The 21,156-nt window shown below is 70.0% G+C and carries 22 protein-coding genes; 14 read left to right on the top strand and 8 right to left on the bottom strand.

Annotated features, from left to right (window positions below; all coding sequences use genetic code 11):
* Positions 1–3: 3 nt before the first annotated feature.
* The 5 genes from AC6CR5_RS10070 to AC6CR5_RS10050 all read left to right on the top strand — a co-directional run bounded on the left by AC6CR5_RS10070 (position 4) and on the right by AC6CR5_RS10050 (position 2,624).
* Complete coding sequence (locus tag AC6CR5_RS10070) at positions 4–651, top strand: glutathione S-transferase family protein (RefSeq protein ID WP_070542672.1); 648 nt, start codon at positions 4–6, stop codon at positions 649–651.
* Between the two features lie 77 nt (positions 652–728).
* The gene (locus AC6CR5_RS10065) at positions 729–1,304 is read left to right on the top strand and encodes a GNAT family N-acetyltransferase (RefSeq protein ID WP_498085581.1); all 576 of its coding nucleotides are present in this window, start codon (positions 729–731) and stop codon (positions 1,302–1,304) included.
* A 64-nt stretch (positions 1,305–1,368) separates the two neighbouring features.
* Entirely contained in the window at positions 1,369–1,914 is a 546-nt protein-coding gene (locus AC6CR5_RS10060) for a cysteine hydrolase family protein (protein WP_020928503.1), read from the top strand.
* Between the two features lie 6 nt (positions 1,915–1,920).
* Complete coding sequence (locus AC6CR5_RS10055) at positions 1,921–2,145, top strand: DUF3820 family protein (protein ID WP_006385039.1); 225 nt, start codon at positions 1,921–1,923, stop codon at positions 2,143–2,145.
* A gap of 146 nt (positions 2,146–2,291) precedes the next feature.
* Positions 2,292–2,624 carry a hypothetical protein gene (locus AC6CR5_RS10050; RefSeq protein WP_006385040.1) on the top strand — a complete coding sequence of 111 codons (333 nt, stop codon included), beginning with the start codon at positions 2,292–2,294 and terminating at the stop codon, positions 2,622–2,624.
* Between the two features lie 82 nt (positions 2,625–2,706).
* Here the strand turns inward: AC6CR5_RS10050 and AC6CR5_RS10045 are convergent, their stop codons facing one another.
* Positions 2,707–3,933, bottom strand: a complete 1,227-nt coding sequence (locus tag AC6CR5_RS10045) for an MFS transporter (RefSeq protein WP_020928502.1) — start codon at positions 3,931–3,933, stop codon at positions 2,707–2,709.
* Positions 3,934–4,034: 101 nt separating this feature from the next.
* Between AC6CR5_RS10045 and AC6CR5_RS10040 the strand changes: the two genes are divergently transcribed.
* The 7 genes from AC6CR5_RS10040 (at position 4,035) to AC6CR5_RS10010 (ending at position 13,501) form a co-directional block, all read left to right on the top strand.
* The gene (locus AC6CR5_RS10040; RefSeq protein ID WP_498085580.1) at positions 4,035–5,000 is read left to right on the top strand and encodes a GlxA family transcriptional regulator; all 966 of its coding nucleotides are present in this window, start codon (positions 4,035–4,037) and stop codon (positions 4,998–5,000) included.
* Positions 5,001–5,065: 65 nt separating this feature from the next.
* Positions 5,066–5,944 carry a helix-turn-helix transcriptional regulator gene (locus AC6CR5_RS10035; protein ID WP_233639404.1) on the top strand — a complete coding sequence of 293 codons (879 nt, stop codon included), beginning with the start codon at positions 5,066–5,068 and terminating at the stop codon, positions 5,942–5,944.
* A gap of 93 nt (positions 5,945–6,037) precedes the next feature.
* A complete protein-coding gene (locus AC6CR5_RS10030; protein ID WP_341271764.1) occupies positions 6,038–8,185 on the top strand; it encodes a TonB-dependent siderophore receptor in 2,148 nt (715 codons plus the stop codon).
* 179 nt (positions 8,186–8,364) lie between these two features.
* On the top strand, positions 8,365–10,497 hold the full coding sequence (locus AC6CR5_RS10025; RefSeq protein ID WP_498085579.1) for a TonB-dependent siderophore receptor: 2,133 nt from the start codon (positions 8,365–8,367) through the stop codon (positions 10,495–10,497).
* A gap of 60 nt (positions 10,498–10,557) precedes the next feature.
* Positions 10,558–10,965, top strand: coding sequence for a cupin domain-containing protein (locus AC6CR5_RS10020; protein ID WP_233638998.1), 408 nt, complete (start codon positions 10,558–10,560; stop codon positions 10,963–10,965).
* 44 nt (positions 10,966–11,009) lie between these two features.
* Positions 11,010–12,182, top strand: coding sequence for a RhtX/FptX family siderophore transporter (locus tag AC6CR5_RS10015; RefSeq protein WP_498085740.1), 1,173 nt, complete (start codon positions 11,010–11,012; stop codon positions 12,180–12,182).
* Between the two features lie 65 nt (positions 12,183–12,247).
* Positions 12,248–13,501 (top strand): Hsp70 family protein, encoded by a 1,254-nt coding sequence (locus AC6CR5_RS10010; protein ID WP_150100726.1) that lies wholly within the window; start codon positions 12,248–12,250, stop codon positions 13,499–13,501.
* Positions 13,502–13,556: 55 nt separating this feature from the next.
* Here AC6CR5_RS10010 and AC6CR5_RS10005 read toward each other — a convergent pair whose 3' ends face one another.
* Positions 13,557–14,480 carry a LysR family transcriptional regulator gene (locus tag AC6CR5_RS10005; RefSeq protein ID WP_024069565.1) on the bottom strand — a complete coding sequence of 308 codons (924 nt, stop codon included), beginning with the start codon at positions 14,478–14,480 and terminating at the stop codon, positions 13,557–13,559.
* Between the two features lie 636 nt (positions 14,481–15,116).
* On the opposite strand from AC6CR5_RS10005, the gene AC6CR5_RS10000 reads away from it, so the two are divergent.
* Both AC6CR5_RS10000 and AC6CR5_RS09995 read left to right on the top strand, forming a co-directional pair.
* Complete coding sequence (locus AC6CR5_RS10000; RefSeq protein WP_024069563.1) at positions 15,117–15,704, top strand: NUDIX domain-containing protein; 588 nt, start codon at positions 15,117–15,119, stop codon at positions 15,702–15,704.
* Between the two features lie 18 nt (positions 15,705–15,722).
* A complete protein-coding gene (locus AC6CR5_RS09995; RefSeq protein ID WP_047991233.1) occupies positions 15,723–16,058 on the top strand; it encodes a 2Fe-2S iron-sulfur cluster-binding protein in 336 nt (111 codons plus the stop codon).
* 39 nt (positions 16,059–16,097) lie between these two features.
* Here AC6CR5_RS09995 and AC6CR5_RS09990 read toward each other — a convergent pair whose 3' ends face one another.
* The 6 genes from AC6CR5_RS09990 to AC6CR5_RS09965 form a co-directional block, all read right to left on the bottom strand.
* Complete coding sequence (locus AC6CR5_RS09990) at positions 16,098–16,544, bottom strand: SRPBCC family protein (RefSeq protein WP_082388325.1); 447 nt, start codon at positions 16,542–16,544, stop codon at positions 16,098–16,100.
* Entirely contained in the window at positions 16,448–16,885 is a 438-nt protein-coding gene (locus AC6CR5_RS09985; protein WP_020928490.1) for an ArsR/SmtB family transcription factor, read from the bottom strand. Before AC6CR5_RS09985 ends, AC6CR5_RS09990 begins: the two co-directional genes overlap by 97 nt.
* 130 nt (positions 16,886–17,015) lie before the next feature.
* Positions 17,016–18,329, bottom strand: a complete 1,314-nt coding sequence (locus AC6CR5_RS09980) for an MFS transporter (protein WP_498085578.1) — start codon at positions 18,327–18,329, stop codon at positions 17,016–17,018.
* Between the two features lie 227 nt (positions 18,330–18,556).
* Entirely contained in the window at positions 18,557–19,759 is a 1,203-nt protein-coding gene (locus AC6CR5_RS09975; RefSeq protein ID WP_238919858.1) for a hypothetical protein, read from the bottom strand.
* A gap of 14 nt (positions 19,760–19,773) precedes the next feature.
* A complete protein-coding gene (locus AC6CR5_RS09970) occupies positions 19,774–20,502 on the bottom strand; it encodes a helix-turn-helix domain-containing protein (protein ID WP_026384438.1) in 729 nt (242 codons plus the stop codon).
* A 124-nt stretch (positions 20,503–20,626) separates the two neighbouring features.
* Positions 20,627–21,061, bottom strand: a complete 435-nt coding sequence (locus tag AC6CR5_RS09965; RefSeq protein WP_346505927.1) for a gamma-glutamylcyclotransferase family protein — start codon at positions 21,059–21,061, stop codon at positions 20,627–20,629.
* Between the last annotated feature and the right edge of the window lie 95 nt (positions 21,062–21,156).

Here is a 21,156-nt window from a genome sequence, read left to right as displayed (position 1 = left end):
GCGATGCTGACGATCTGGGGCCGGCGCAGTTCCTTCAACGTGCAGAAGGTTCTGTGGCTGGCGGGCGAACTGGGCCTGGCGTATGAGCACGTGCCGGCCGGCGGCCAGTTCGGGCTGCTCGATACGCCCGACTTCCTGCGGATGAATCCCCATGGCCGGGTGCCGCTGCTGCGCGATGGCGACACGGTGGTGTGGGAGTCGCACGCGATCCTGCGTTACCTGGCCGCGCGCCATGGCGCCGAGGCCTTCTGGCCGGCCGATCCGGCGCGCCGCGCGCGCGCCGACGGCTGGATGGACTGGGCCCAGACGGCGTTGCAGCCGGCATTCCTGTCGGGCGTGTTCTGGGGCTACTACCGCACCCCCGAGGCGCAGCGCGACCTGCCCGCCATCGCGCGCAGCCTGGCCGCCACCCATGCCTGCCTGCGCCAGCTCGACGCGGTGCTGGCCGCGCAGCCCTACCTGGACGGCCAGGCGCTGACGCTGGCCGACATTCCCGCGGCCACCGCGCTGTACCGCTACTACGAGCTGGACATCGACCACGAGCCCCTGGCGCACGTGCGGGCCTGGTACGAGCGCCTGCGCGAACGCCCCGCCTACCGCGAACACGTCATGGTGCCGTTCGGCGAGTTGAAGGGCCGGCTGGATTTCTGAGGGCGCGCTGGCCTGTTAAGCTGTCCCATGGCCGGCGCGAGGGCGCGTCGGCACTATCTTTGCGACGTGGCTTCCCCATGCTCCTGCCTCTTGCCGACTGGCCGCAACGCGCGCCTGACCTGGGTATCGCCGGCCTGCGCCTGCGTCCCTTGCGCGACACCGACGCGACACACTGGTATGCCTATCTGCGCGACGACAACGTGACCCGCCACACCAGTTGGCAGCTGGACGGCCCGGACGCGCTGGCGCCATTGATCCGCGGCTATGCCGACCCTGCCGCCAGCCGCTGCGTGCGCCTGGCCATCGTCGAGGCCGACGACCGCCTGATCGGCACGGTCGGGTTCAACGAGATCACGCCGGGCGCGCGTCGCGCCGAAATCGCCTACGACCTCGCGCCTTCGCGCTGGCGCCGCGGCATCGCGTCGCGGGCCTGCGAGGCCATGACCGCGTGGGCCCTGCAGACGCTGGGCCTGGCGCGGGTGCAGGCCACGGTGCTGGACACCAATACCGCCTCGGCCGGCGTGCTGGAACGCTGCCATTTCCACCGCGAAGGGCTGCTGCACCATTACCGGCAGGTGCGCGGCGAGCCGCGCCATTTCTGGATGTACGCGCGCATCTGGCCGCCCGCGCTGGTCGGCGCCGAATGCGGTTAGCCCGCCTTTCCGTTCCCGTGGGCCCGGCCTTGCCGGGCCGCGACCCACTTTTTCCGAGAGAACCATGACGTCCGCCCTGATCGTGATCGACGTGCAACGCGCCCTGTTCGAGACCACGCCGGAACCCGCCGATGCCAGCGCCGTGCTGGCGCGCATCAACGACCTGGCCGAGCGCGCCCGCGCCGCCGCCGCGCCCGTGATCTACGTGCAGCACGAGGCGGCGGGCAGCCCGCTGGCGCAAGGCGAACCTGGATGGCAGCTGGATACGCGCCTGCGGCCGGCCGACGGCGACATCCGGATACGCAAGACCACCCCCGATTCGTTCCTGCGCACCGGCCTGGGCGACGCCTTGTCGCAGGCGGGCGTCACGCAGCTGGTGGTGTGCGGCTACGCCAGCGAATTCTGCGTCGACACCACCGTGCGCCGCGCCGCGGCGCTGGGCTATCCGGTCACCTTGGCGGCCGACGCCCACACCACCCAGGACAAGCCGCACGCGCCAGGCGCGCAGATCCGCGCGCACCACAACGCCACGCTCTCGTCGATGACCAGCTTCGGCGTGAAGATCGCCGCCGTGCCGGCCGCCGACATTGCCTTCGGCCAGGCGAGGTAACGGCCCATGGATCCCGAACTGCTGCAGCTGCTGGTGACGCGCACCATGCCTTTCGGCAAGTACCAGGGACGCCTCATCGCCGACCTGCCGGGGCCGTACCTGGCCTGGTTCGCGCGCAAGGGTTTTCCGCCGGGCGAACTGGGGCGCCTGCTGGCGTTGATGCACGAGCTGGACCATAACGGCCTGTCGTCCTTGCTGGCGCCCTTGCGCCAGCCGCCGGCGGCGCGCTGAACGGCGCCGGGGAAACCGCAAGAAACAAATCTCGCGGCTGGCGTAGCGTCTTGGCACGCCCCGCGGGCGCGCGTGGGGCTACGATAGACCGGCGCGTCACCGGGCGGGGTATCTGGCCCGGGCGCGACCAACAAAGAGAGGTCGTCATGAAGAAACTCCCGTTCACCGCCGTCCTGCTGGCCCTGGCCTGCCTGGGCGGCGCGGCCCAGGCGCAGAACGCGGCGCCGGTCACGCAGGAATTCCAATATCCCAGCCAGCGCTCCAAGGACGGCAGCCTGTCGCCGCCTTCCACCTTGCGCATGACCGTCACGCCCGATCCGAACTCGGCGCCGGCCGTGATCCGCGACACGCCCGAGAGCCAGGCGCAATACGTGCGCTGCCGCGAGGTCTCGGACCGCGCCGCCGTCTCCAACGCCCAGATGCAGGCCGGCGTCGCCCAGTGCCTGCGCGAGCTGGAGCAGCGTCGCCAGCAGCAGTAGGCGCCGCGCCCGCCGGGCTTGATCCGGCAGGGCTGCGTCAGGTCTGGCTCGGTCAGGCCAACCCGCTTCAGGCAGGGCCTGGTCAGGCCGGGCCGGCTGCCGTGGCGGCCCTGGCCGATCCGCGCGCCCAGTGCCAGGTCATCAGGCCGGCGGCCAGCACCACCGGCAGCATGGCGGCGTTCAGCGCCTCCCAGCCAAACGCGTCCAGCGCCGGCCCGGCGGCCAGCGTCGCCACCGCGGTGGCGGCATAGCGCAGCATCTCGGCCGCGCCCTGGGCGCGGGCGCGCTCGGACGGGCGGTACGACTGCGCCAGCAGCGTGGTGCCGCCGACGAACATGAAATTCCATCCCACTCCCAGGCAGAACAGCGCCGCGTAGAACGCCGGCAGCGACGGCGAGGCCATCGCGATCAGCGCGCAGGCCACGTTCAGCAGCATGCCCGCGCCCAGCACCTTGGCCAGGCCGAAGCGCTGGATCAGCGCGCCCGCGAAAAAAGCCGGCGCGTACATGCCGACCAGATGCCACTGCATGATGTTGGCGCCGTCGCCGATGCTGTGGCTGCACGCCACCGCCGCCAGCGGCGCGGCCGTCATGATGAACATCATCGACACCGATCCCACCACGTTGTTGGCCAGCGCGGCGATGAACACCGGCTGGCGCGCCACCGCGCGCAGCGGCCGCGGCGGCAGCCCGGCCTGCGCCTCGCCCGCGGCCACGGACGTTTCGGTATCGCGATAGAAACCGAACAGCAGGGCGGCGGACAACAGCGCCAGCAGCGCCACCATCAGGTAGGCGCCGGCGAACGCCACCGGCGCGAACAGGTCGCGGCTCCAGGCCGCCAGCGCCGGCCCGGCGATCGCGGCGATGACGCCGCCGGTCATCACCACCGAGATCGCGCGGCTCTTGGCGGCCGGTTCCACCGCGTCCGCCGCGGCCAGCCGGTAGTACTGCGCGAACGCCTGGAACACGCCCACCAGCGCGGTGCCCGCGCAGAAGGCCCAGAAGTGATCGTGGAACACCGCCCACACCGAGATGCCGCCGCCCGCCGCGCCGGCCAGGGCGCCCAGCGCGAAGCCGTTGCGGCGGCCGATGCGCTGCATCAGCAGCGAAGCGAACCAGGTCACGACCGCGCCGGCGACAGTGATCAGCGCGAACGGCAGCGTCGACAGCGCCTTGTCCGGCGCCAGCATGTGGCCGGTCAGCGCGGTCAGCGTCAGGTCGATGGAAATCGCGGCGATGAACAGGCCCTGGCACACGGCCAGGATGCGGGCGTTGCGGCGGCCCGTGGCGGGCGAGGGCGAGGAGGGCATGGGAAAGGAAGGGGCGGACAGGTCGGGTTTGACAGGCCCCACTGTATCGACGCACACTTTGGCGTGAATGACATAATTCCCTCAAAAAACGCCAATCCGTCATGACCCACCACGTCGCCTTCCTGCTGGTGCCCGATTTCCAGCTGCTGGACATGTCCGGCCCCGCGGCCGTGTTCCAGACCGCCGGCCGTTTCGCGCGGACGGCGGCTGGCCCGGCATACCGGGTCCACGTCGTGTCCGAGCATGGCGGCGAAGTGCGCAGTTCCTGCGGCATTGGCGTGCAGACGCGACCGTGGCGCGGCACGCCGGCCGATACCCTGGTGGTGCCGGGCGGCGAGGGCGCGCGCGAAACCGCCGTCACCGCCGCCTTGCGTGCCCGCCTGCTGGCCCAGCGCCAACAGGGCCGGCGGCTGGCCAGCGTGTGCACCGGCGCGCTGGTGCTGGCCGCCGCCGGCCTGCTCGATGGGCTGCGCGCCACCACCCATTGGCGCCATGCCGCGGCGCTGGCGCGCAACCATCCCACGGTCCGGGTCGAGCCCGACCGCATCCATGTGCGCGACGGCGACACCTGGACGTCGGCCGGCATCACCGCCGGCATCGACCTGGCGCTGGCCATGGTCGAGGCCGACCTGGGGGCGGACGTGGCGGCCGAGACCGCGCGCGAAATGGTGGTCTACCACCGGCGTTCGGGCGGCCAGTCGCAGTTCTCGGCCCTGCAGGACCTGGCGCCCGACAGCGAACGCATGCGCGCCGTGCTGGAACATATCCGCGGCAACCTGGGCACGGCGCTGACGGTGGAACAACTGGCTGGGGTCGCCTGCGTCAGCCCGCGCCAGTTCCTGCGCAGCTTCAAGGCCGAGACCGGCGAAACGCCCGCCAAGGCGGTCGAGCGCATTCGCGCCGAGACCGCGCGCGCGCAGATCGAACAGGGCGATGGCAGTATCGACAGCGTCGCCCGGCGGGTCGGCTTCACCGACAGCGAACGCATGCGCCGCGCCTTTCTGCGGGTCTACGGCCAGCCGCCACAGGCGCTGCGACGCGCGGCGCGCAATGCCGCGTTGGCATGAAACGGGTGAAACGGTAATAATAGTCACTCTCAATAAAGCGTCAGATCCCGCCCGGGCCCGCCACCGTGACCGCTTCGCATCCTGAACTCGACTGGGCCGTTCCGGCCGCCACGCCAGCCATGTCGCTGGCCGGCGGCACGTTGCGCTTCGAGCGCGGCGAGCGGGTGCTCGAAGACCTGACACCCGGCCTGAAGCTGGTGCTGGTGCTGGAAGGGGAACTGCGCTACTGCGTGCCGGGCGCGCCGGCCGCGCAAGTCAGCGGACCGCTGCTGCACATGAGCCTGTGCCGCGACCCGCTGCGCATGGAGCACGAGTTCGGCGCGCGCCGGTCGCTGCGCTTTGTCTCGCTGCGCACCTCGCTGGACCACCTGCGCGACTCCCTGTCGCTGGAACCCGCCGACATCGTCCGCCTGCTGCGCGCGCCGTGCCACGATGATTCCTACGCCGAGGCCAACCTGCGGCTGGCGCCGCCGCTGCAGGCCCTGGGCCGGCAGATGCTGGCCTGTCCCATGGAGGGCCCGCTCAAGCGCATGTACCTGTCCGCCAAGGCCCTCGAACTGACCGCGCTGGCGCTGGGCGCCCTGCAGCCGGCACAGGCCGCGCCGCCGCCGCCCGGCCTGTCGCGCGCCGATACCGAACGCCTGCACCACGCGCGCGACCTGCTGCTGGCCGATCTTCAGCATCCCCCCACCTTGCCCGAGCTGGCGCGCCGCGCCGGCGTCAACGTCAACAAGCTCACCACGGGCTTTCGCCGCGTGTTCGGATGCAGTGTCTACGCCTTCGTGCGCGAGCAGCGCATGGCCCAGGCGCACGCGCTGCTCGCCGCCGGCGAGATGAGCGTGTCGCAGGCCGCCTATGCCTGCGGCTATACCGATTCGCACTTCACCAAGGCCTTCCAGCGGCGCTACGGGGTGCTGCCCAGCGCGCTGGTTCCCGGTCGCTGAACATAGCAAGAGTCTTACAAACGCTTGCGCGCTGCGGATTCTCCTTCAAATTGTATGAGAATAATTCTCAGTATCAAAGAAGGAGAAGTACCCATGCGTTCAATGTCCAGGAACAAGGCGCGGCGCGCGCGGGCGGCGCGCCATTGGCCGCTCTGGCTGGCGGTGGTGGCGGGGCCGGCGCTGGCCGGCGACGCCAGGGATGCCAAGGACGCGGCCACGCTGCCGGCAGTCACCGTCAGCGGCGAACGCGAGGCCGCCAGTGCGCAACAGCCGACATTGGGCAAGCTGCCCTTGAGCGTGCGCGAGACGCCGCAATCGATCTCCGTGATCGGGCCGGAGCAGATGCGCCAGCAGAACCTGCAAACCCTGGACGACGTCATGCGGCACGCCACGGGCATCACGGTGCAGCCGCACCATCACCTGACCACCGCCTACTATGCCCGCGGCTTCCAGATCGAATCTTTCGAACAGGACGGCGTGCCTGCCATGATGGGCAACCGCGCCGCCGCGCCGGAAGACATGGCCATCTACGAGCGCGTCGAGATCCTGCGCGGCGCCAATGGCCTGTTGCACGGCGCCGGCAATCCCTCGGCCACCGTCAACCTGGTACGCAAGCGTGCGCAGCGGCAATTCGCCTTCGGCGGTGAACTCAGCGCCGGCAGCTGGGACAACTATCGCGCCCAAGTCGATCTGGGCGGACCGCTCAACGACAGCGGCAGCGTGCGCGGCCGCGTCGTCGGCGTCATGGCCGATCGCGGCTTCTTCTATGAAGGCGCGAACGAGAAGACCGGGCTGTTCTACGGCACCGGCGAGGTCGACCTGGGCCCGGACACCGTGCTGTCGGCGGGCCTGCTGCACAGCCGCGTGCGCTCGCATCCGCCGCCCAGCATGGGCGGGCTGCCGCGCTACAAGGACGGCGCGCCGATCGGGCTGCGGCGCTCGGTCAACCTGGAATCCGCCGGCAGCCGTTCCGACTGGAACACGACGCGCGTGTTCGCGGACCTGGACCACCACTTCGGCCAGGGCTGGCGCGCGCGGCTCAGCGTCGATCATCTTCGCTCCGATTCCGAGATGAAGTACCTCACCGTCAACGGCGGGATCGACCGCGCGACAGGCCTGGGCGCCAAGCTGTCGGGAGGAGGCATCAAGTACGACAACAGCCAGACCAGCATCGATGCCTACGTCGGCGGTCCGGTGGAACTGTTCGGGCGGCGCCACGAACTGCTGTTCGGCGCCAACTCGCTGCGGACTTCGTACGAGAACCTGAATGCCGATGTCACCAGCCCTCAGTTGAACATGCCGATGGACGTGTTCCACTGGCATCCGCGCGACGTGCCCGGCTACGACATCGGCCCCTACAAGTCCGCGGGCATCAATCGCGACCGGGAGCAGGGCGTGTACGGCATGGGCCGCTTCTCGCTGGCCGATCCGCTGACGCTGGTGCTGGGCGGGCGCATGGACTGGAGCCGGCTGCAAGCGCCCAAAGCGAGCCAGCGCACCAATGCCAAATTCACGCCCTATGGCGGCCTGATCGTCGACCTGGACCGGCAGTGGTCGCTGTATGGCAGTTACGCGCAGGTATTCATGCCGCAAATTGACCAGCTAGATCGCAACGGCCAGCCGCTCGATCCGGTCACGGGCACCAACTACGAGGCCGGCGTCAAGGGCGAACTGATGGACGGCGCGCTGAACGTATCGCTGGCGCTGTTCCAGATCCAGCAGAAGAACCGCGCCCAGGCCGATCCCTCGGTGGCGTGCGTGGGCAAGCGCTGCCCCTCGGTCGCCGGGGGCGAGGTCCGCAGCCGCGGCTTCGAGGCCGAGGCCGCCGGCGCCATCACGCCCTACTGGACGGTGGCGGCGGGCTACACCTTCAACACCACCAAGTACAAGGTGGACACGCGCGCCGAGGGCCAGCCCTACGCCAGCTTCACGCCCAAGCACATCTTCCGCCTGTGGACCGAGTACGCCCTGCCGGCACTCGAGCGGCGCCTGAGCGTAGGTGGGGGCGTGCAGGTGCAATCGGGCTTTTACAACGTGGCCAAGACCATCACGCTGCGCCAGGGCGGCTACGCGCTGGCCGACATGCGCGTGGCCTACCGCGTCGACAAGCATGTGACGGTGGCGCTCAACGCCAACAACCTGTTCGACCGCGTCTACTACCAGCGCCTGAACGATGCCAGCTGGACCAACTACTACGGCGAGCCGCGCAATTTCATGCTGACGGTGCGCGCCGAGTATTGACTGTCGTCATCGCATGAGGCGGCCGCGCGCGTCGCATGGCGCGCGCCGGCCGCCTCGGCCCGCCCGGTAAAAAACTTCCGCAATCGCCAGCGAGACTTCCGTAATCGCCAGTGGCGCGCCGCGCCGCTCTCTAGAATGGTTTGAGAATAATTCTCAGTAACCAGGAAAGAGGAACGGCGGTGCGATCAAGGTTCAGGAACAGGGCGGCACGGCCGCGCAAGGGCGCGGCGCGCCATTGGCCGGTGTGGCTGGCATTGACGGCGGCGGGGCCGGTGGCGGCGCAAGCGTCCGACGATGCCGCGACCTTGCCGGCGGTCACCGTCAGCGGCGAACGCGACGCCACCGCGCCGGCGCCCACGATGGGCAAGCTGCCCTTGACGGTGCGCGAGACGCCGCAGTCGATCACCGTGATCGGCCAGGAACAGATGCGGCAGCAGAACCTGCAGAGCCTGGACGAGGTGATGCGGCACGCCACCGGCATCACGGTGCGGCCCTACCAGCAACTGACCACCGCCTACTACGCCCGCGGCTTCCAGGTCGATTCGTACGAACAGGACGGCGTGCCGGTGCTGATGGGCAACCAGGCCGCGTCGCCCCAGGACATGGCGGTGTACGAGCGCGTCGAGATCCTGCGCGGCGCCAACGGCCTGTTGCACGGCGCCGGCAACCCCGCCGCCACCGTCAACCTGGTGCGCAAGCGTCCGCAGCGCGAGTTCGCCTTCAGCGGCGCGCTCAGCGCCGGCAGCTGGGACCGCTACCGCGTCGAGGCCGACCTCGGCGGCCCGCTCAACGACAGCGGCAGCGTGCGCGGCCGCATCGTCACGGCGCTCGAGGACCGCGGCTATTTCTACGACGTGGCGGACCAGAAGTCGGCGCTGTTCTACGGCATCGGCGAGGTCGACCTGGGTCCGGACACCGTGTTCTCGGCCGGCCTGCAATACCAGCGCATCCGCTCCACCACCAACATGGCGGGCGTGCCGCGCTACAAGGACGGCGGCGATATCGGCCTGAAGCGCTCGACCTACCTGGACGCCGCCTGGGACCGCTTCAACTGGAACACGACGCGGGTATTCGCCGACCTGGAGCACCGCTTCGGCCAGGGGTGGAGCGCCAAGGTCAGCGCCAACTACCTGACCGCCGACAGCAACCTGAAGTACGCCGGCGCCTATGGCGCGATCGACCGCCAGACCGGCCTGGGGTCGGCGCTGATGGGCGGCGCCTACAAGTTCGACAACACCCAGGCCAGCGTCGATGCCTACGTCAGCGGCCCGGTGCAACTGTTCGGCCGCCGCCACGAACTGCTGCTGGGCGGCAACGCCCAGCGCACCACGACCGAGCAGTACACCGGCCAGTTGTTGCCGGCGCTGCGCGTGCCGGTCAACGTGTTCGACTGGGACCCGCGCAGCGTGCCGGAGCCGGGCGTGGGACCCTATACCTCGCCGGGCGAGACGCGCGCGCGCCAGCAGGGCGTCTACGGCATGGGCCGCTTCTCGCTGGCCGACCCGCTGACGCTGGTGCTGGGCGGACGCATGAGCTGGTGGAACCAGGACGCGCCCGCTTCGCGCCAGCGCATCGATCCCGAATTCACGCCCTACGGCGGGCTGATCGTCGACCTGGACCGCCAATGGTCGCTGTACGGCAGTTATGCCGAGGTGTTCCAGCCGCAGACCCAGCTGACGCGCGACGGCCAGGGGCTGGACCCGGTCACCGGCACCAACTACGAGGCCGGCCTCAAGGGTGAACTGATGGACGGCGCGCTGAACGTGTCGCTGGCCGTGTTCCAGATCCGCCAGAAGAATCGCGCGCAGCAGGATCCCGCCTGGCCCTGCGTCGGCCAGAACTGCTACTACGTGGCCGGCGGCGAGGTGCGCAGCCGCGGCTTCGAGGCCGAGGCCAGCGGCAACATCACGCCGTACTGGACGGTGGCCGCGGGCTACACCTTCAACACCAGCAAGTACCTGACCGACACGCAGGCCGGCGGCCAGCCGTTCGCCAGCTTCACGCCCAAGCACATCTTCCGGCTGTGGACGAACTATGCGCTGCCGACGATGCAGCGGCGCCTGAGCGTGGGCGGCGGCCTGCAGGTGCAGTCCGGCTACTCGACCGTGTCGGGCCCGGTCACGCTGTGCCAGGGCGGCTACGCGCTGGTGGACCTGCGCCTGGCCTACCGCGTCGACAAGCACCTGACCGCCGCGCTGAACGTCAACAACGTGTTCGACCGCGGCTACTACCAGAGCCTGTCGGGCACGGCCTGGAACAACCGCTACGGCGAGCCGCGCAACGTCATGCTGACCTTGCGCGCCGAGTATTGAACGGCGCGCCCCACACGGGCGGCGCGCGCCGCCCGGCCATCATTCGAAGGAGTAAACGGATTGGCCACGCTCATCCCCCCGCCAGTGTTCGACTGGCTCGATCATTTCATGGCGCTCGGCGCCGACGGCGCCATGCGCGATATCGGCAAGCTGCGCCGCCTGGCGCCGCACGAGGGCTGGCTGGTCGGCGTCAAGGCCGCGGCCTGCGACGCCGACGTGCACGGCGATGTCTGGGAACGCCATCCCGCGGGCGAGGAAATGCTCTGTGTGCTGGAGGGCCGCGTGGTGCTGACGCTGATGGACGCGGCCGGCGCCGAGACCGACGTGCTGCTGGACGCGCGGCGCAGCGTGGTGGTGCCGCGCGGTGTGTGGCACCGGCTGCATGTGGCCTGTCCGGCGCGCATCCTGTTCGTCACGCCCGGGCATGGCAGTGAACACCGCCGCGCCGGCGCGGCCTCGCAAGCTTGAAGGAAATCGACGTGAAGCCTATCGCCAATGCGCGCCTGTTCGTCATGATCGGCGCGCTGTATTTTTCCCAGGGCATTCCGCTGGGCGTGGCCATGGAGGCGCTGCCCACGCTGCTGCGGCGCGATGGCGCGCCCCTGCATGCGCTGGCCTGGCTGCCGCTGGTGGGGCTGCCCTGGGTGCTGAAGTTCCTGTGGGCGCCGCTGGTCGACAACCGCTGGCGCGCCACGCTCGGCCGGCGCCGCAGCTGGATCCTGCCGATGCAGGCCGTGGTGCTGGCCTGCCTGGCGGCGGTGGCCATGACCGGCATCGCCGCCGCCAGCGCGCCCTGGGTGGTGGGCCTGATGGCATTGGCCTCGCTGGCCAGCGCGACGCAGGACATCGCCACCGACGGCCTGACCGCCGAGCGCTTCCAGGGCCAGGCCCTGGCGCGCGCCAACGCCGTGCAGGTGGGTGGCACCATGGTCGGCTTCTTCGCCGGCGGGCCCGGTTGCCTGGTGCTGGCCGGCCGGCTGGGGCAGGGCGGCGCGCTGGCGCTGCTGGCCGCGGTGGTGGCGTTCAGCCTGCTGATGGCGCTGGGGTGGCGGGAAACCGCGCTGCCCGAACCCGTGGCCGCGCCGCGGCGCGCCTCGCTGGCCGGTTTCGCGCGCCGGCCCGGCGCCTGGGCGCTGGTACTGGCAGCGTTCCTGTCGGCGATGACGGCGGTGGCGGGCTATGGATTGTCCAAATTGTTCCTGGTCGATGCGGGCTGGCCGGTGGACGCGGTGGGGCAGCTCGGCATGGCCGGCGGTGCGGTGACGGTGCTGCTGGGGTGCGGCGGCGGCGCCTGGCTGGTCGGGCGCCTGGGCGCGCGCGGCGCATTGGCCCTGGGGCTGGCGGCCTCGGGCGCGGCCGCGGTGGCCTGGCTGGCGCAGGCGCGGGGCTGGGCCGCGCAGCCCGCGCTGATGGCCTACCTGGCCCAGGCGCTGGGTTCGTTCGGCGCCGGCGCCGCCTCGGTGGCGCTGATGACGCTGGCGATGCGCTTTGCCGCCCGCGGCACGCAGGCCGGCACCGACATGACGGCGGTGCAGAGCGCGCGCGACCTGGGCGAAATCCTGACCTCGTCGCTCATCACCGCGCTGGCCGCCCAGCTCGGCTACGCCGCCGGTTTCGGCGGCGGACTGCTGGCGGCCGTGGTCACGCTGGTTTTCGTGGCGCTGGCGCTGCGCCGCCCCGGGTGACATGGCGTTTCGGGCGGTTGCGGCTACACTTGTGCGCCGTTTTGCTTTCAGCCCCCCGAATTTCCATGATTTCCACCGCATGCGGCGTCGACTTCGGCACGTCGAACTCCACCGTCGGCTGGAGCCGCCCCGACCAGCGCGCGCTCCTGGCTCTTGAAGACGGCAAGACCACCTTGCCCTCGGCCATCTTCTTTCACGATGAAGACGCCGAGGTCAGCTACGGCCGCGCGGCCATCTCCGACTACCTGGCGGGCTACGACGGGCGCCTGATGCGCTCGATGAAGAGCCTGCTGGGCAGCTCGCTGATCGACGGCTCCACCGAGGTGCAGGGCCGCTCGATCCCGTTCCGCGTGCTGCTGACGCGTTTCATCGCCGAGCTCAAGCGCCGCGCCGAAACCGCCGCCGGCCGCGACTTCACGCGCGCCGTGCTGGGCCGGCCGGTGTTCTTCGTCGACGACAACCCCGCCGCCGACCAGACCGCCCAGGACACCCTGGGCGAGATCGCGCGCAGCGTCGGCTTCACCGACATCGAATTCCAGTTCGAGCCGCTGGCCGCGGCCTTCGACTACGAGTCGCAGATCGACCGCGAGGAACTGGTGCTGGTCATCGATATCGGCGGCGGCACCTCGGACTTTTCGCTGATCCGCCTGGGGCCCAGCCGCGCCGCCAAGCCGGACCGGCGCGACGACATCCTGGCCTACGGTGGCGTGCACATCGGCGGCGTGGACTTCGACAAGCAGCTCAGCCTGGCGCACGTCATGCCGCTGCTGGGCCTGGGCAGCCAGTTGCGCAGCGGCAAGGACGTGCCGTCCACGCAGTACGGCAACCTGGCCTGCTGGCACACCATCAACCAGGCCTACACCCGCAAGGCCGCCGAGCACTTCGCCTACATCCGCGCCGAGGCCGGCGACCGCGACAAGATCGACCTGCTGCTGAACCTGGTCAAGCAGCGCGCCGGCCACTGGGTGGCGGTGCAGGTGGAAGAGGCCAAGATCGCGCTGTCCGAGGCGCCGGCGGCGCGCATCGACCTGTCGCGCATCGCGCCCGAACTTGGCGTGGACGTGAGCCGGCCGTCGTTCGACAACAGCGTGGCGCGGCTGATCGAGAAGATCGAGCAGACCGTCGGCACCCTGCTGCGCGACGCGGGCGTCGCGCCCGCCGATGTGGACACGGTGTTCTTCACCGGCGGTTCGAGTCGCGTGCCGCGACTGCGCGAATGCGTCTCGGCGCTGGTGCCGCAGGCGCGCAGCGTCGAGGGCGACCTGTTCGGCAGCATCGGCGCCGGCCTGGCGCTGGACGCGCGCCGCAAGTTCGACTGAGGCTCGGGCGGCGCTTGCCGCCCACACCGCGCGGCCGCCGCGCCGCGCGCTTTCGTCACCACGTCGCCAGCATCGCCGGCACCCGTTCGGCCAGCGCGTCGATCGCGGTGCGCGTCTTCGACGGCAGGTAGCGCGCCTGGGGCCACACCGCATGCACTGGCTGCGCCGCCATGCGGTCGCCGTGCATCAGCACATCCAGTTCGCCGGTGCGCACGTAGTGCGACAGCATCCAGCAAGGCAGCCAGGCCAGTCCGGCGCCCGCGATGGCCGCGTCGGCGATGGCTTGCAGATCGTCCATGCGCAGGCGCGGCGGCACGCGCAGCTGCACCACCTCGCCGTCCGCCTCCATCAACGACCAGCCCTTTTCGACGCCGCCACGGGCGTAGGCCACGCCCACGTGCTGGCGCATTTCATCCAGCGTTTGCGGGCGCCCATGCGCCGCAATGTAGGCCGGCGACGCGCCTATGCCCATGGTCTGCAGGCCCAGGCGCCGGGCCACCAGGCTCGCGCTGTCGGGTAGGGCGCCGATGCGGATGCCCAGGTCGTAGCCTTCCTCGATCAGGTCGACCACGCGGTCGTTGAACGAAATCTCGATCTGCAACTGCGGATGCCGCGCCGCCAGTTCGCGCAGTACCGGGGCCACGCAATGGCGGCCGAACACCACCGGCGCGCTGACGCGCAGGCGGCCCTGTGGCGAGCGGCGGCCGCTGTCCAGCTCCGCCTCGGCGTCGTACAGCTCGGCAAGCGCGCGCACGCAGCGGTCGTAATAGGCCTGGCCGGCGTCGGTCAGGCTCTGCTGGCGCGTGGTGCGATGAAACAGCCGCGCGCCCAGCCTGGCCTCGAGCCGCGCGATGGACTTGCCGACCGCCGAACGGGTCAGGTTCAGGCGCTCGGCCGCCAGCGCGAAACTGCCGGCCTCGGCGGCCTGCACGAAAACCTCGATGCCGCCGAGCCGGTCGTGGGGGAGGGGTGTAGCCATCATGCCTTCCTGGGCGTCGCCGCCTGCGATTGAATTGGTTCCTTAAAGGCAACATTGGTGAGAATGAATGCCATCACTGGATCGTATGGTTCCCATATATCGTACTGGCGCCAGGCCACGGCGTGAGGCTTTTTTTGCCGCCGGGCCGCCCCAAGGCAAAAACGCCCCTCGGGGGGCAGCGACCCGCGCAGCGGCGAGCGTGGGGGGCTTTTTTTCCGCCGGGCCGCCCCAAGGCAAAAACGCCCCCTCGGGGGGCAGCGACCCGCGCAGCGGCGAGCGTGGGGGCCTTTTTTTGCCGCCGGGCCGCCCCAAGGCAAAAACGCCCCCTCGGGGGGCAGCGACCCGCGCAGCGGCGAGCGTGGGGGGGCTTTCTCTGCCGCCGGGCCGCCCCAAGGCAAGAACGCCCCCTCGGGGGGCAGCGACCCGCGCAGCGGCGAGCGTGGGGGGGCTTTCTCTGCCGCCGGCCGCGCCCGTGCCGGCCGCGTTCGAGCGCCTGGCCTCGGGCCGTCACTTCGGCAAGATCGTGATCCGCGTCGACGCCTGGACGGCGCGGAGCCGATGGTAAGCTGCAAGCTCTTCGCGCGCGGGCCGGCACGGTTTCGCGCTGCCCCCGCGCTGAACTCCATCACGCCCGCCATGACCGACAAGCCCGATTCCCATCTGTACGAAGAACGCGTCTCCAGCGAGGCCGCCTACGACGGCCGTTTCCTCAAGATCCGCAACGACGTGGTGCGCCTGCCCAACGGCAACACCTCCACCCGCGAATACGTGGTGCATCCGGGCGCGGTGGTGGTGATCCCGCTGCTCGACGACGGCCGCGTGCTGCTCGAGCGCCAGTATCGCTATCCGATCGGCCGCGTCATGACGGAATTTCCTGCCGGCAAGCTCGATCCCGGTGAGGACCCGCTGGCCTGCGGCAAGCGCGAACTGCTCGAGGAAACCGGCTATACCGCCACGCAGTGGGCCCGCGCCGGCGCCCTGCACCTGGCCATCGCCTATTCCACCGAGATCATCCACATCTACTTCGCGCGCGGGCTGCGCGCCGGCCCCCGGCAACTGGACCAGGATGAATTCCTGGACGTATTCAGCGCCGACCCCGCCGATCTGTACGCCGCCTGCGCCAAGGGCGAGGTCACCGACGCCAAGACGCTGACCTGCACGCTGTGGCTGCAGAACGTGCTGTCCGGCGCCTGGCAGCTGGACTGGCAGGAGCACGCCGCCTGAGCGCCGGGGACAACGCCCATGCCGTCCTTTGCCGTGCTGTTGCAGCCGTCCGGCTGGCGCTTCGACGCCGATGCCGACACCTCCGTGCTGGCCGCGGCGCAGGCGGCCGGCATCAAGCTGCCCAGTTCCTGTCGCAACGGCACCTGCCGCGCGTGCATGTGCCAGCTGCGCGCGGGCGCGGTGCGCTACCGCATCGAGTGGCCCGGCCTGTCGCGCGACGAAAAGGATGAAGGCTGGATCCTGCCTTGCGTGGCCCACGCCACGGCGCCGCTCGAGATCCTGTCGCCACACGCCGAACGCATCACGGCGGCGCCCGAGACGCCGGCGCGGCCCTTGACGGGCGCGCGCCGTTAGCGGGGCCGGAAGGGCGCCTATGCGGGGCCGGGAGGGCGCCTACGCCGCGCCGGCCAGGTCGGCCGCCAGCCGGTCCATCGCGCCGGCCCAGCCGCTGCCATGGCTGTCGCGGGTGGCCTCGTCGACGAACGGGGTCTGCAGGAAGTCCAGGTCGGTGCCGTGGTCCGCGGGCGTAAATGTCAGCGTGATCAACGACGTTTCCTGCGGCGCGTCGCGCCAGGTCCAGGTGAAGACCAGTTTGCGCTGCGGCTGCACTTCCCGGTATTGGCCCCGGGCGTAGTGCGCCAGCCCGTCTTCGGTGGCAAAGCCGATGTGGTACGCGCCGCCGACCCGCAGGTCGGTCTCGGCCAGCAGCACTTCGCGTGTCTCGGCGGGGCCGAACCAGCGCATCAGCGCTTGCGGTTCGGTCCAGGCTCGCCAGACGCGTTCGACGGGGGCGTTGAAGCGCCGCCGGAGGCGCAATTCGAGGGCGGTGTCGGTGGACATGGGTGAGTCTCCTCTTCGTGGTAAAGGTAGCGGGCCAGCGAGTCGAGCTGCCCGTTCCAGAATTTCTCGTAGCGCGCCAGCCAGTCGGACGCCGACCGCATCGGCCCGGCCGACAAGGTGCAGCGGACCACCCGGCCATCCTTGGCCCGGGCGATCAGGCCGGCGTCCTCCAGCACCCGCAAGTGCTTCATGAAGGCGGGCAGCGACATTGCATGGGGCCGGGCCAGCGTGCCGACGGAAGCCGGACCCGGCTCCAGGTCGGCCAGCACCCGGCGCCGGGTGGCATCCGCAAGGGCGGAGAACACACGGTCCAGTTGAGCGTCGTCGAGCGGGGAATTCATTAACTTAACCATAAGGTTAAGTATCGGCCGAAGCGGCTGCCACCGCAAGCCCCCAGGCCGCACGCTTACACTTTTTCAAGGGACCCCGGCGCGACGGGCGAATTGCCGCGCCGCGCCGTGGGAAGCTGGATCACTCGTGCCGGTGCATCGCCGACTGGTGCTTGGTGTCGCGCATGGTGGCGTACACCAGCAGCGAAATGAAGATCACGCCCGCCAGGTAGTAGTAGAACCACTGCTCGTGGCCCTGCTGCTTGAACCACAGGGCGATGGCCGGCGCGGTGCCGCCGAAGATGGACACGGTGATCGCGTATGGCACCGCCACGCCGGTGGCGCGGATGTTGGTGGGAAAGAGCTCGGCCTTCACCACCGCGTTGATCGAGGTGTAGCCGGCGGTGAAGAGCCAGGCCGCGCAGATCAGCAGGAAGGCGATGAACGGCGAGCGGGTATGCGACAACGTCACCAGCAACGGCACCGTGAGCAGCGCGCCCGCGATGCCGAAGAACACCAGCAGCGGCTTGCGCCCGATCTTGTCGGACAGCGCGCCGTACAGCGGCTGCAGGATCAGCGCGAAGATCAGCGACGCGGCGATCACGTAGGTGGTGACGATGTCGGAGAACCCGGCCGTCTGCCGCACGAAGGTCTGCATGTAGGTGGTGAAGGTGTAGAACGCCGCCGTGCCGCCGGCCGTCAGGCCGACCACGATCGCGACCTCGCGCGGATAGCGCAGCAGGCCGCGCAGCAGGCCGCGCAGCGAGCTGGTCTGCGGCTTGTGCTGGCTGGCCTGCTTGTAGGAATCGGTTTCCGGCATGTCGCGCCGCATGACGGCGGTGATGATGGCGAGCATGGCGCCGATCACGAACGGAATGCGCCAGCCCCATTGCACCAGCTGCTCGTGCGTCAGGAACACGTTCTGCAGCAACAGCAGCACCAGGATGGCGCAGAGCTGCCCGCCGATCAGCGTGACGTACTGGAAGCTGGAATAGAAGCCGCGGTGGTTCGGATCGGCGATCTCGGTGAGATAGGTGGCGCTGGCGCCGTATTCGCCGCCCAGGCTCAGGCCTTCGATGACCCGCGCCAGCGCCAGCAGCGCCGGCGCCGCCAGCCCGATCGAGGCATAGGTGGGCGTGACCGCGATGATCAGCGACCCCACGCACATCATGCCCACCGACACCATCAGCGACAATCGTCGCCCGTGGCGGTCGGCCAGGTGGCCGAACAGCCAGCCGCCCAGCGGCCGCACGATGAAGCCGGCGGCGAACAGCGTGGCGGCGTTCAGTTGCTGCACGACCGGGTCGTGCGAGGGGAAGAAGGCGGGGGCGAAATACAGGGCGAAGGCGGTATAGGCGTAGAAGTCATACCATTCGACCAGGTTGCCCATGGAGCCGACGAAGATCGCCTTGATGCGGCGTTTGGCGTCGGGCATGTCGAGATACGCTTGGCTCATATCTGTCTTCCACGGAGACGGTACCCGCTTATGTTGCGCCTGTCGGCGCCAAAATGCACCCCTGCGTCCGTCCGGGATATACGTTCAGTTTCGCGTCAACGATCGTTGCGACGAAGAACGCCGCGGGTGCGAGCCGGCGGGCATGCGGCTTGCTGCCCGCGCTCGCGCGCGGGCCTTGCGGCGCGCCGCGGTCGACCGCGCGACGTTCCGGCCCATGGCTTTCCGGGCTATTTGCGCGCCGGCCCGATCACCGTGCAGGGCGCCGCGCCGGCTGGCGCGATCGCATTCTCGCCCAGCAGCGCGCGCGCGCCGCAGACCGAGCTGAACATGCCCTTGTTGTCATGGCCGACGCCGGTCACTTCGAAGCCGGCGCGGTGCAGCGTCACGGGGTGGTTGCCGCGCGCCGCGACGATGCGCTCGTATTGCAGGTAGGCCGTGCCGCGCGCCAGCCGCGTGGCGCCTTGCGCCTCGGCGCCGCAGGTCTTGTCCAGCAGGCGGTGCTCGGGGTTGTTGTCCGCGCCGCCCAGCAGGTAGGTCACGTCGCGCTCCGCGTAGCGGATGAACAGGCGCGTGTCGTCGGTTTCTTGCGCGTACGCCGGCAACTTGTCGGTGCCGTACTTGTACTGGTTATAGGTGGGGCAGATGCCGCGTTCGTAGGGCGCGTAGCCCTTGCCGTCGGGGCGCGGGCGCTCGCGGGTCAGGTACAGGTAGGAGGAAGGATTCGCGATCACGTAGCGGATGGCGATGCCGTCGCGCCGCAGCGGGCCGTCGACGGGATTGAGCACCGCATAGCGCTGCACCAGCTGGCCGCCGCCGGAATGGCCGGCCAGCACGATGCCGGCCAGTATCGGCAGGCGCTTGCGGTCGTCCAGGCTGCGCAGCAGGTCGTCGATCACCTGGAACGAGCTGACCGGCGCCGGCCGGCCGCTGGCCTGCACGCTGTCCTCGCCGTCCTCCCAGCTGGCCTTGCGCCACGCGGCCATGCCGGCAAAGCCCGAGTCGATCGAACCGACAAAGCGCGGCGCCAGGATCAGCGTGTCGTTGGCGCGGGCGGGATTGGCGGCCAGCAGCGTGGCGACGGTTTCGTAATAGGCGTCGGCGTTGCGCTTGACGCCGTGGAACACGATCACGATTTGCTTGATATCGCGCAGGTCGGCGCGCGCCAGGTTCCGGTTAGCATAGACCGGTACCTTGTAGCGATGGCCCGGCCTGCCCAATTCGAGCGCCTGCCAGCGCGGCACCGCCACCCGCTTGGGCGCGGGCGCGGGTTCGTCGTAATCGTAGGGATCGGGCAGCGGCGTCTGCGCATGCACCGCCAGGGGCAGCAGGGCCGCCAGGGCCAGCGCCGCCGCGCACCAGGCCCGGGGCGAGCGCGGCAGGCGCGGCGCCGGGCAGGGCCGTGCGGCGCCGGGTGCGGCGGTGCGGCGCATGGCGCGGGCGGGCGTCAGCAGCCCTCGTGGCCCAGCAGTTGCTTGAGCGCGGGCTGGTCCAGAATGCGGACTTCGCGCTGGTTGATGCGGATCAGGCCGTCGCGCGCGAAACGCGAGAACAGCCGGCTGACCGTCTCCAGCGTCAGGCCCAGGAAGTTGCCGATTTCCTCGCGGCTCATGCGCAGCACGAACTCGGTGGACGAGTAGCCCAGCGAGGCATAGCGCTGCGACAGGTTCAGCAGGAACGCGGCCAGACGCTGTTCGGAACGCATCGAGCCCAGCGACGCCAGCATCTGGTGCGAGCGCGTGATCTCGCGGCTCATCAGGCGGCGGAACTGCTGCTGCAGCGAGGGCAGGTGGGCGGCCACGCGGTCGACTTCGTTCAGGCGGATCACGCAGACTTCGGAGTCTTCCAGCGCGACGGCGGCCGAGACGTGCTTGCCGTCGAGCATGCCGTCCATGCCGACGATCTCGCCGGGCAGGTGGAAACCGGTGATCTGGATCTGGCCGGTGGCGTCCTCGAGCTGCGTTTTCAGGCTGCCGAAGCGCACGCCGTAGACGGCGTCCAGGGGGTGATCCAGCGAATACAGCGTCTTACCCTTTTCAAGGCGCACACGCTCTTTCACCAGCTCGTCCAGCTTTTCCACTTCGGCGGCTGCCATCCCGACCGGGACACACACGTGGCCCAACATACACGTGGAACAGTGGGCGGCATCAGGGGCAACGGGAACCCGTTTTTGCATACGATGACCTTTATAGTGCCCGGACCCGGCGGGTGGCCTGGACGGGCTTAAAGCGTGAAGACAGGTACCCATTGTAGTCCGTTGTTACTACGGGTGTCTTACGGGGCGGTTTTGCAGTAGAACCTTACGGCGATACGGGGGGCGCGCGGGCCTGGCGGTAGGCGATCCAGTCGTCCGCGGCGACGTCCGGCGCCGCCCCGCGCCAGGCCGGATCGATGGGGTAGTACTGGCAGGCCACCGCGGCGGCGCCGGGCGGCGCCAGCGGGCGGGCCAGCACAGGCCGGCGCACGAAGCAGCCGGGCCGGCCGGGCGCGTATTCCTCGATCTCGTCCATCAGGGCGAGCAGGGCCGGGCAGACCGCGTAGATGTCGCCGCGCACGCGGCGGCCGTCCCGCACCGGGACCAGTCCGGGCCAGTCGCCGAAGTCCACCAGCGCGCCCGGCACGGTGGCCGCGCCGAGATGGCGGGCGGGCGGCAGCGCGCGCCGGGCGGCCGCTTGCGCCAGGTCGTTGATTTCGCCCGCGCGTAGCGTGCCGTAGACAAAAACGTATATGCTCATAGTTCAGATTGTTGCTGCACGCGGATGTGTCCACGGACATAAAGCCATGAGGCCGGCGAGGTATTGAAATTCTCGCATCCGGCCGCATATTCAGG

This window comes from Achromobacter sp. EG18 (assembly GCF_059759395.1).
Note: the sequence above shows the minus strand (reverse complement) of the source record. Positions and strands in the feature narration are given on the sequence as shown.